Source organism: Lacinutrix sp. (assembly GCF_037625555.1).
Taxonomy (GTDB): domain Bacteria; phylum Bacteroidota; class Bacteroidia; order Flavobacteriales; family Flavobacteriaceae; genus Lacinutrix.
Genome location: NZ_JASJHV010000079.1, coordinates 26,252 through 37,353, shown reverse-complemented (window position 1 = coordinate 37,353; position 11,102 = coordinate 26,252). Strand labels below are relative to the sequence as shown.

The 11,102-nt window shown below is 32.9% G+C and carries 8 protein-coding genes and 1 pseudogene; 6 read left to right on the top strand and 3 right to left on the bottom strand.

Annotation, left to right across the window (positions count from 1 at the left end; translation table 11 throughout):
• The 5 genes from QNK89_RS06925 to QNK89_RS06905 form a co-directional block, all read left to right on the top strand.
• On the top strand, nt 1-283 hold a 283-nt coding region (locus QNK89_RS06925; protein ID WP_340170289.1), incomplete at its 5' end, for a hypothetical protein.
• A 513-nt stretch (nt 284-796) separates the two neighbouring features.
• Nucleotides 797-3,574: a TonB-dependent receptor gene (locus QNK89_RS06920; RefSeq protein WP_340170288.1), complete on the top strand. Its 2,778-nt coding sequence runs from the start codon at nt 797-799 to the stop codon at nt 3,572-3,574.
• A 1-nt stretch (nt 3,575) separates the two neighbouring features.
• Nucleotides 3,576-5,108, top strand: coding sequence for a G-D-S-L family lipolytic protein (locus QNK89_RS06915; RefSeq protein WP_340170287.1), 1,533 nt, complete (start codon nt 3,576-3,578; stop codon nt 5,106-5,108).
• A gap of 168 nt (nt 5,109-5,276) precedes the next feature.
• On the top strand, nt 5,277-6,785 hold the full coding sequence (gene atpD / locus QNK89_RS06910; protein ID WP_340170286.1) for a F0F1 ATP synthase subunit beta: 1,509 nt from the start codon (nt 5,277-5,279) through the stop codon (nt 6,783-6,785).
• Nucleotides 6,786-6,864: 79 nt separating this feature from the next.
• The gene (locus QNK89_RS06905) at nt 6,865-7,158 is read left to right on the top strand and encodes a F0F1 ATP synthase subunit epsilon (RefSeq protein WP_340170285.1); all 294 of its coding nucleotides are present in this window, start codon (nt 6,865-6,867) and stop codon (nt 7,156-7,158) included.
• A 72-nt stretch (nt 7,159-7,230) separates the two neighbouring features.
• Here QNK89_RS06905 and umuD read toward each other — a convergent pair whose 3' ends face one another.
• Nucleotides 7,231-7,671: a translesion error-prone DNA polymerase V autoproteolytic subunit gene (gene umuD, locus QNK89_RS06900; protein WP_340170284.1), complete on the bottom strand. Its 441-nt coding sequence runs from the start codon at nt 7,669-7,671 to the stop codon at nt 7,231-7,233.
• 105 nt (nt 7,672-7,776) lie between these two features.
• Nucleotides 7,777-9,036, bottom strand: coding sequence for a Y-family DNA polymerase (locus tag QNK89_RS06895; RefSeq protein WP_340170283.1), 1,260 nt, complete (start codon nt 9,034-9,036; stop codon nt 7,777-7,779).
• Nucleotides 9,037-9,167: 131 nt separating this feature from the next.
• Here QNK89_RS06895 and QNK89_RS06890 point away from each other — a divergent pair.
• A pseudogene (locus QNK89_RS06890) lies at nt 9,168-9,530 on the top strand (flotillin family protein); the annotation flags it as partial.
• Between the two features lie 31 nt (nt 9,531-9,561).
• On the opposite strand, the gene QNK89_RS06885 reads toward QNK89_RS06890, so the two are convergent.
• Nucleotides 9,562-11,067, bottom strand: a complete 1,506-nt coding sequence (locus QNK89_RS06885; RefSeq protein WP_340170282.1) for a PLP-dependent aminotransferase family protein — start codon at nt 11,065-11,067, stop codon at nt 9,562-9,564.
• Between the last annotated feature and the right edge of the window lie 35 nt (nt 11,068-11,102).

Below are 11,102 nucleotides of genomic sequence, written 5' to 3'. Positions count from 1 at the left end.
ATTAGTTGAAGTAGAAGTAATTTCTCCAAAATTTTGGGTATTACCACTGTCTTCCTCACAGATTGAAAAATATAATTTCATTAAGGAAAAAAGAAGTCAAGGGTTCAACTATCTTCAAATTAGTGATATGATGAATGAATCTCATTTCAAACCTCAACGAACTTTGAAATTCACTCCACAACAAGTTTGGGGATTAGAATTTAAGATGGAAAATCGTATTAAAAGATTAGATAAAATTGAGAAACCGAAGGTTGTTTCAATTGGTTTGATAAATGAGGTCTGAAAATTTGATACTTATACAAAGTAGGAATGTTTTTATGTAACTTTATAAAATGGAAAAAGGATTTTTAATTTTAATCATAACTTTTATTATTGTAGGAATTATACATTTTATCTCTATGAGAACAATGAAATTGTCCGAGACAAAAAAAACACATTACAGAAAGTTGTTTTGGTATTTCTATGGAATTATTTTCATGTTGAGTGGAGGGGTAAACCTGATTGAAAAAGGAGAGTTTCGTTGGATTTTTTCAATTCAATTTATTATTGGGTTTGTTACAGTAGTTTTAAATTTTATTGGAAAATTAGAAACTAAGACCCCTTAGTATAGACTCTCATCAAATTATTTTAAACTTTCAACCCACAGATTTGTCATTACTGATTACTGTAGAGTAATTATTATTAATTCTAAATAACAGTTTCATTTTATTATATATATATAAAACACTACCCTTTTTTTTTAACTTTTACTTTAAAAACGTATATTGGCTTATATTAAATTAATAAAAACTAAAAAATGAGAACAATCTTATCAATTGTATTATTGTTTTTTTGTGCAGTAACTTTTGCACAAACAACAATAACTGGTACTGTTATGGACAATAACGGTATGCCAATTCCTGGCGCTAACCTTATAGTTACAGGAACATCTTCTGGAAACGTAAGTGATTTCGACGGAAATTTTACATTATCAACAGATAGTAACCCACCTTTTTCTGTTCAAGCCAGTATTGTTGGTTTTTCTACAGAAACAATGGAAGTTACAACAAAAAACCAAACACTAAGTTTCGTTTTAGCAGAAGGAAGTATTCTTGATGAAGTTGTAATTTCTGCTTCAAGAACTCCAGAACGTATTTTTGAATCTCCAGTTACTGTAGAGCGTTTTGGTCTTAAAGAAATTAAAAATACTGCTTCTGCAGATTTTTATGGAGGATTAGAAAACTTAAAAGGTGTAGATGTTAACACAAACAGTTTAACATTTAAATCTGTAAACACTCGTGGTTTTGCAACTTTTGCAAACACACGTTTTATGCAATTAGTGGATGGAATGGACAACTCTACTCCAGCTTTAAATTTTCCAATTGGAAATTTAGTTGGTATGGTAGAAACAGATGTACAAAGTGTAGAATTACTACCAGGAGCATCTTCTGCATTATATGGTGCAAATGCCTTTAATGGTATTTTATTTATGAGAAGTAAAAATCCATTTGACCACCAAGGAATTAGAGCTTCTTTTAAAAGAGGTATTACATCTCAAGAATCAGCAGGAGATAATCCTTACACAGATGTTGGTATAACAATGGGACACAAGTTTTCAGATAAGTTTGCTGCTAAAGTAAACTTTGGATATTTAAAAGGTACAGATTGGGCTGCAACTAGCGAAGTAGACAAAATAGATCCAACTCGTACACGAAGTAATACCAATTATGATGGTATAAATGTTTATGGTGATGAAGTATCAACTAATATTAGAGCAGCTTCTGGTTCTGGTTTAGTACCTGATGTTGTTGTTAGTAGAACTGGATATAACGAACGTGATTTAACAAACTATAACGCAGAAAGCATTAAAGCAGATTGGGGATTATACTATAGACCAATTGAAGATAATAGTTTAGAGTTCTCATATGTAGGTAAGGTAGGAACAGGTTCTACAATTTACCAAGGAACAAATAGATATAACATTAATGGATTCTTCCAACAACAACATAAATTAGAAGTTAAAAATGATAACTTCTTTGTTAGAGCTTACGAAGTTTCAGATAAAGCTGGTGATTCTTACGATATGGTATTTACTGGTATTAATATTAATAGAGCTTGGAAAAGTGATAATCAATGGTTTCAAGAATATATTGGCACTTATGCAGGTATCGAACTAGCTGGAAACCCACAAGGTTTAACAACACAACAAAAGCATGATGCTTCAAGAGCAGTGGCAGATACTGGTCGTTTTTTACCAGGTTCTGCAGGATATAATGCTGCATTTAATAAAAGTATAAACGATCCAGATTTAAGAACGGGTTCAAAATTTCAAGATGCTTCAAAATATTTTCATAGTGATGCAAATTATAACTTTAGTCACTTAACAGATATAGCTGAAATTCAAGTTGGTGGATCTTTCAGAAAATATAATTTAAATTCAGGAGGAACTATTTATACAGACTTTGATGGCCCAATTGAGTATTCAGAATTTGGTATTTATTCTCAAGTTCAAAAAGATTTAGAGCTTAATGAAGACATGAAATTAAAACTAACAGCTTCTGGTCGTTATGATAAATCAGAGTTATTTGATGGTTTCTTTTCTCCAAGATTATCTGCAGGTTTAACAGTAAATAGAAATCACAATGTAAGAGCATCTGTTCAAACTGGTTTTAGAAACCCAACAACACAAGATTTATTTATTGGATTAGATGCAGGTAGAGCAATTTTGGTTGGTTCTGCTCCTTCAAACATAGATAGATATACAAGAGATTACAATATTAGTTTAGCTGGTCAAGGTTTACCTGGTGTTCCTTCATCTGTTACACAAACAGGAGCTGCAGCATACAATAATTCTTATTCTGCAAGTTCTGTTAATGCTTTTGCAGCCTCAGGTAACTTAGCATCTTTAACAGTTGCAAATCCAGATATTATTAAACCAGAGCAAGTAACTTCTATAGAACTTGGTTATAGAGGTAAGTTTGAAAGCTTAATTGTTGATTTTAGTACTTACTATAACAAATATGAAGATTTTATCTCTCAAGAAGTTGTAATTGCACCTTTCTATGGTACAGTTAGTAATGGTGGTCTTGGAGATGGTGGCCTTTCGGCTCAAGCAATAGCAAATGGTGATTTCCAAACCTATAGCGCTTACACAAACTCAAGTGCAGATGTAAAATCTTATGGTGCATCTTTAGGTCTATCTACCAAAGTATTTAACGGTTTTGATTTAAGCGGAAGTTATACCTTTACAAAACAAGATTTTGATAGAGCAGCTAATCCAGATTTTCAAACCAACTTTAACACACCAGAACACAAGTTTAAAGCTTCTTTTGGACATACAGAAGTTGTTAAAAACCTTGGATTTAATGTATCTTACAGATTTAGCGATGACTATTTCTGGGAAGCAACCTTTGGAAATGGTATTGTACCAGAATTTCACGTAGTAGATGCCCAAATTAACTATAAGGTGCCAAGTTTAAAATCTGTAATAAAAGTAGGAGCAACAAATCTTACTGGAAACGAATACTTTACAGCATTTGGTACAGGATTTATAGGATCTATGTATTACGCATCATTAACAATTAATAACTTATAAAATGAAGACATTTAAAAACTTAAAATATTTAGGACTTATTGCTCTAGCTATAAGTTTTACAGCTTGTAATGATGAAGAAGATTTTGAACAATTCTTGGATGAGCCACTTATGGAAGCTGTTACACTTCCTGCATTAAATGCTGGATCTGCCGATTTTTCTAACTATGTTGCTTTAGGAAACTCTTTAACCGCAGGTTTTGCAGACGGATCTTTATACAAAATATCTCAAGAGAATTCTATGCCTAAAATTATGGCAAATCAATTTGCTAGTATTGGTGGAGGTAGCTTTACACAACCTTTAATGAATGATAACACAGGTGGTTTACTTGCTGGTGGAAGTCCTCTTACAGGATTTGGTCCAAGATTAGTTTTCGATGGTGCTGGACCAGTACCAATTACAAATCTAAATCCAGGAGCAATGACTACTACAGATATTGTTTTAAATAATCCTACAGGTCCTTTTAATAATATGGGTGTTCCAGGCGCAAAAAGCTTTCACTTATTAGCACCAGGTTATGGCAACTTTAATGGATTATTTAGTAATCCTCCTTCTGCTAATCCATTCTTTGTAAGAATGGCTAGTTCTAGTTCAACATCTGTTTTAGCAGATGCTATGGCACAAGTACCATCTTTCTTTTCTTTATGGATAGGAAATGATGATGTATTAGGTTATGCACTTTCTGGTGGAGATGGATCTAACCCTATTACTCCTATAGCTGGACCTCCAGGTGTAGGTTTTGATGCTACATATGCAGCACTTATCGCAACATTAACTTCTGGTAGTGCTCAAGGTATTGTAGCAAACATTCCAGATGTAACTGCTATTCCACATTTTACAACAGTTCCACATAATCCAGTTCCTTTAGATGCAGCTACAGCTGGCGCAGTAAACAATGCTTATGCAGCTTATAATGGTGGATTATTACAAGCTGAAACTTTTATGCTAATTACTGCTGAAGAAAGAGAAGCGAGAACAATCACTTTTGCTGAATCTGAAACCAATGCTGTTGTTATTGAAGATGAAAGCTTAACAGATTTATTAGGATTAGGGTTACCAAATTACAGACAAGCAACTGCTGCTGATTTATTAGTCTTAACGTCTTCATCATTTATTGGTACACTAGCTGTCCCAGGAAACCCATTAACAGTTAATGGTGTTGCAATTCCATTAGCTGACAAATGGGTATTAACACCAACTGAACAAGCAGAAATTGCTACAGCAACTGCTAGTTTTAATGCAACAATAGAATCTCAAGCTAGCGCAGCTGGTTTAGCGTTTGTTGATGCAAATTCATTATTAAACCAACTTAAAAATGGTAATCTACCATCAGGAGATTATGTATTAACGTCTGATTTAGTAAGTGGTGGTGCATTTTCATTAGATGGTGTACATCCTACTTCTAGAGGTTATGCATTATTAGCTAACCAATTTTTAAAAGCTATTGATGCTAAATACGGTTCAAATTTTGAAGCTTCAGGGAGTCTTGTGGATATAGGAAACTATAACACAAACTACTCTGCAGGATTGCAATAAAAATAGTTAAAAGAAATATTAAAAACGCCTTCATAATGAAGGTGTTTTTTTTATGTCTAAAAAAGCTTGAAAAACGACTTTTATTTTAAATAAAATCTCCTATCTTTGCACGCGAAAACCAAAGGTGTTTTCAAACAATTAAGTCGCATAATATTAAATAGATAAGTAATGTCAAAAGTTACAGGTAAAGTTTCACAAATAGTAGGTCCAGTAATCGATGTTGAATTCGAAGCTGGTTCTGAACTTCCAAAAATTTACGATTCATTAGAAATTAAGAAAGCTGATGGTTCATTATTAGTATTAGAAGTACAATCTCACATTGGTGAAGATACAGTACGTACAATTGCTATGGATTCGTCTGATGGTTTAAGTAGAGGAACAAAAGTTAATGCTACTGGTGCTCCAATACAAATGCCAATTGGTGGAGATATTTACGGACGTTTATTTAATGTAATTGGTGATGCCATTGATGGTTTAGGAGATTTACCTAAAGCAGGTGATGCAGGTTTACCAATTCACAGAAGTGCTCCAAGATTTGAAGATTTATCAACTTCTACGGAAGTATTATTTACAGGTATTAAAGTAATCGATTTAATTGAGCCTTATGCAAAAGGTGGAAAAATTGGTTTATTTGGTGGTGCTGGAGTAGGTAAAACAGTATTAATCCAAGAGTTGATTAACAATATTGCAAAAGGACACGGTGGACTTTCTGTATTCGCAGGAGTAGGTGAAAGAACACGTGAAGGAAACGATTTACTTCGTGAGATGTTAGAGTCAGGAATTATCAAGTATGGTGACGACTTTATGCATTCTATGGAAGAAGGTGGTTGGGATTTATCTAAAGTTGATAAATCTGGAATGAAAGATTCTAAAGCTACTTTCGTATTTGGACAAATGAACGAACCACCTGGAGCACGTGCACGTGTTGCATTATCTGGTTTAACAATTGCTGAATACTTTAGAGATGGAGCTGGAGATGGACAAGGAAAAGATGTGCTTTTCTTTGTAGATAACATTTTCCGTTTTACACAAGCTGGTTCAGAGGTATCTGCCTTACTAGGTCGTATGCCATCTGCAGTAGGTTACCAACCTACATTAGCAACAGAAATGGGAGCAATGCAAGAACGTATTACTTCAACTAAAAAAGGCTCTATTACATCTGTACAAGCGGTTTATGTACCTGCAGATGATTTAACAGATCCAGCACCAGCAACAACATTTGCTCACTTAGATGCAACAACAGTATTATCTCGTAAAATTGCAGAGTTAGGTATTTATCCTGCAGTAGATCCATTAGATTCTACTTCAAGAATTTTAACAGCAGATATTTTAGGCGATGAGCATTACGATTGTGCACAACGTGTAAAAGAGTTATTACAACGTTATAAAGAATTACAAGATATTATTGCCATTTTAGGTATGGAAGAATTATCTGAAGAAGATAAAATGGCTGTAGGTAGAGCAAGACGTGTACAACGTTTCTTATCTCAACCTTTCCACGTAGCTGAGCAATTTACAGGTCTTAAAGGTGTTTTAGTAGATATTAAAGAAACTATTAAAGGATTTAATATGATTATGGATGGTGAGTTAGATCACTTACCAGAAGCTGCTTTTAACCTTAAAGGTTCTATTGAAGAGGCTATTGAGTCTGGAGAAAAAATGTTAGCTGAAGCTTAAAACTAGTAAGCAGTCCTCGGGTAAGCAGTCAACAATAAACGACTAGACACTGAGCACTAATTACTGAATACTAAAAAATATGTATTTAGAAATTGTATCACCAGAAGCAACTTTATTTAGTAGTGAAGTAGATGCTGTAACTGTACCAGGTATTAATGGTGAATACCAAATGCTTAATAATCACGCAGCTATTGTTTCGGTATTAGCAGAAGGTACTATTAAAATAAACACGCATACACAAAGTCATCTTGTTTTAGATGAATTACATGGTAGTGTTGTACCTCATGCAGATGATAATAAAGTATTAACAGTAAAAATTAATTCTGGAACATTAGAGATGAAAGGTAATAAAGCAATTATTTTAGCAGATTAATTTCTTATTTACATATATATATATAAACGCGAAACTTAAGTTTCGCGTTTTTTTATGCTTAATATTTTATAATTATACTTTTTTAATCACATTAGTAACGATTCCCCAAATTAAAAAATTATTATCCTCTGTAATATTAATTATTGGATAATCTGGATTTTCTGGTTGTAACCACACCTCATCCTTAGTAACTCTTAAACGTTTAACGGTAAATTCGCCATCTAGAAAGCAAACCGCAATTTTATTGTTTGCTGGTTCTAAGCTTCTATCTATAACTAATAAATCGTTATCGTCCAGTCCTGCTCCAATCATAGATTGCCCACTTACTTTTGCATAAAATGTTGCTTCTTTATTTTTTACAAGTTCTTCGTCTAAAGACAAACGATGTTCTTTAAAATCGTCTGCTGGAGATGGAAATCCTGCCGATATTCCTGTATCAAAAAACTGTCCAGATGCGCCATCTATAGTTTCTGGTGTAAAGAAAGTTAAACTTCCTTGTTTGTGTGCTATCATAGACTGTATATTTATTATTTCCGCGGAAGCGAAAAAATGCTTTAGTATTATTTCTTTATAAATTTAGTGCTTTTTGTGAGATTTTTCGCATTGTCTTAGTAACAATTATTTTACAACTATTATATCGTTAATATTCGTGGTATATCTTGGCGATAAACGTTCTTGACGCATTTTCCATGTGCGTTTTAAATCTTGACTTGCTAATTTAATGGTATTTCCTTTATACTTGGTATTTAAAAAATCTATAGATTTCATTAAAGGCTGATGTTTTGGGTTTTGAGCATCGAACAAATTGAGCTGAAAACTATCTTCTGGAACCAAACCTGTAACAACAATACCTGCGCGTTTATATTTTATACCTTCCTTAAAAATAGATTTAACTGCACTAACAGCACAAGTGCTTAATATCAAAGAGGAATTTGTTGGGCTAGACAAATTAATACTCAAACTTGCACGATGCTGCTCTAAACCTATTTTATGCCTGTTGCTACTTAAACTCACATTAATAACGTGGCAACGGGAACCTTGTTTTCTTAATTTTTCGGCACAAATGGTTGCAAATGTAGACACGCGTTCTTTAATATTATGGATATCTGAATAGGTGTACTCGAAACTTCGCGTAGTTGCAATGGCCTTTTTTATGGTATCGTATTCATCTAATTTTAATGTTGGTAAACCTTCAAGATCTCGTTTTAGCCTAGACTCAACAACAGAAAAATTGGTTTTAACCCAAGCATCTGGTAATTGTGTAAAGTCGTAAGCTGTTAGACATCCTTTTGCTATTAAACGCTTACTTAGACGAAGACCAATGCCCCAAACATCTTTTATTTTAATCCATTTAAGTGCTTTTATTCTTTTCTCTTCAGAATCTATAACATAAACGCCTTTAGTCTCTTTTGGAAACTTTCTCGCAATTTTATTAGCAACTTTACTTAAAGCTTTTGTTGGCGCCATACCTACTGAGGTTGGAATACCTGTCCATTTTAGAATACGCGTTCTTATTTGAAGTCCATAATCGTTTAAATTATAATCTTCAAAGCCTTTAAATTCTAAAAAAGATTCGTCTATACTATAAATCTCGATATCTGGAGTAAACTGTTTTAATATATTCATTACACGAGAACTCATGTCGCCATACAAAGGATAGTTTGACGATAGTACGTGGATATTGTTAGCCTTACAGAATGCTTCCCATTTAAAAATAGGTGCTCCCATTGGCAAACCCAACGCTTTAGCTTCGTCGCTACGTGATATAACACAGCCATCGTTATTGCTTAAAATAGCGATTGGTTTACCTTGTAAATTAGGGTTAAATACACGTTCGCAAGAGGCGTAGAAATTATTACAATCTACTAGTGCAAACATAGTTTACAAAGATAGAAGAAAAGCAAATTGCTTTTTATGAGAAGAAAAAATCTTATTAACTAAAACTTATTCTGCCACATATTCTAGTATATCGCTTGGTTGGTAATCTAATGCTTTGCAAATGGCTTCTAGGGCAATTTGAAATATTAACAAAACAAGCTGCAGGTATGGAACAAATAGTAAAAGCTGCAGGAAACAACTCCAAAGATGCTGTATTATTATTAATTGCAGATAAGCTACCTGAGTTAGTAAAAATGGAATCTGAAGCGATTAAAAATATTAAAATTGATAAAGTTACTGTTTGGGAAAATGGAGGTAATAAAGATGGAAAATCGTCTACTGCAAACTTCTTATCTGGTATGTATAAATCGGTACCGCCTTTACAAGAAATGTTTAATATGGCAGGAATGGAATTACCAGAATATTTAAAAGGTAAAGACATTAAAAGTGATGATGATGCAGAAGTTGTAAAAGACAAAAAGCCTAAAACCTAGTTTTATAATTTATTAAAAAAATCCGCTATTATTAGCGGATTTCTTTTTTAACAACCGCTTCAAAAGAGCGCTTTAATATTTTAACAATAGTTTCTATTTCATTTTCGTTTAAATGGCCAAACCCAAACCTTATCGCACAAATATTTTTATTTTGGTAAAGAATAGTTTTAGGTAAAAATAAATCGTGTTCTTTTGCTTTTTCTGCCAATTTAACAAGTGATATTTTAACCTGAAAGCATAACCAAACCGCTAAACCTCCAGCTGGTATTTGCCAAGTAGTATATGCTTTAAAGTAAGTATCTAAAGACGCACACAAATAATCTCGTCTTTTTTTATAAACAGTACTGTTTTTTTTAATTAATCTATGTATTTCTCCTTCAGAGATAAGTTCTGTAAGTATTTGTTTCTGAATTAAATCGCCTTGTTTGTCTAGTATTTGTAAGTAGTTTTTAGCTTCTTTAATAATATTTTCTGGAGCGACTACAAATCCAATTTGGAAATTTGGAAAAAAAGACTGTCCCAATCGACCTAAATAAATAATAAAACCTTGGCTGTCTGCACTTACCATTGGCACCATAGCAGAACCATCAAATTGAAAATCATAATCAAAATCATCTTCTATAATAGCAAACTTATACACCTTTGCTAACTGTAGTAATTTTAATCGTCGTTCTGCAGTAAGTGTTACAGCTGTAGGATATTGCCTATGCGCACATATATAAACACAACGAATACTAAGTTTTGTGAAATTTTTTTCTATAAAATCTACATCTATTCCATGTGCATCTACAGGAATGGTTTTTAAATTTGCACCTGCTTGCTGAAAAATCATATTAGATTTATAATGACTTAAACTACCTACAAGAACAACATCGTTTTTTTGAATTATTAACTGAGATATAATGTACAAACTCATTTCTGTACTACGCGTACTCAAAATATTATTAGGTTTTATATAAAAACCTCTGGTAGCATTTAAATAATTACACAACTGCTTACTAAAAGTAGAATCTGATTGTTCTTGAGTTTGATTCCATTTTGAAATTAACGATGAACGTTTCATTGAAGCACTATATAATTTCGAAAATTGATGTGTAGGATGTAATCTTAAATCTGGTTGTCCATCATTAATCACGTATTTACATCTAGAATATTCTTGAGTAGATGCTAAATTAAAAGACTGTTGAAATGGAAATCCTGCAGTTTCCGGGTATGTTTTAAACTTATCTAAACTTTGTAATGCTCCTTTTATGGCAGCAGTTTTCTTTTCTGGCATTAACACGAACGTGCCTTTATTAGCTACAATATCTACCCAACCTTGCGAAGCCAACTCATCGTAAACCGCAACTGCTGTATTTCTATTTATAGAAAGTATTGAACTAAATTTTCTAGTTCCTGGTAACGCAGTGCCTTCTGGCAAATAACCACGCTGTATAGTATTAATAATCTGTTGACCTATTTGAATATAAATTGCTGTGTTTGGCGACTTTTCAAAATGAATTAGAGATTTTAATATGTCATCAACCGGACTATGCATTGTTTTAAAACTGGACTACTATAATGATCCGGAAA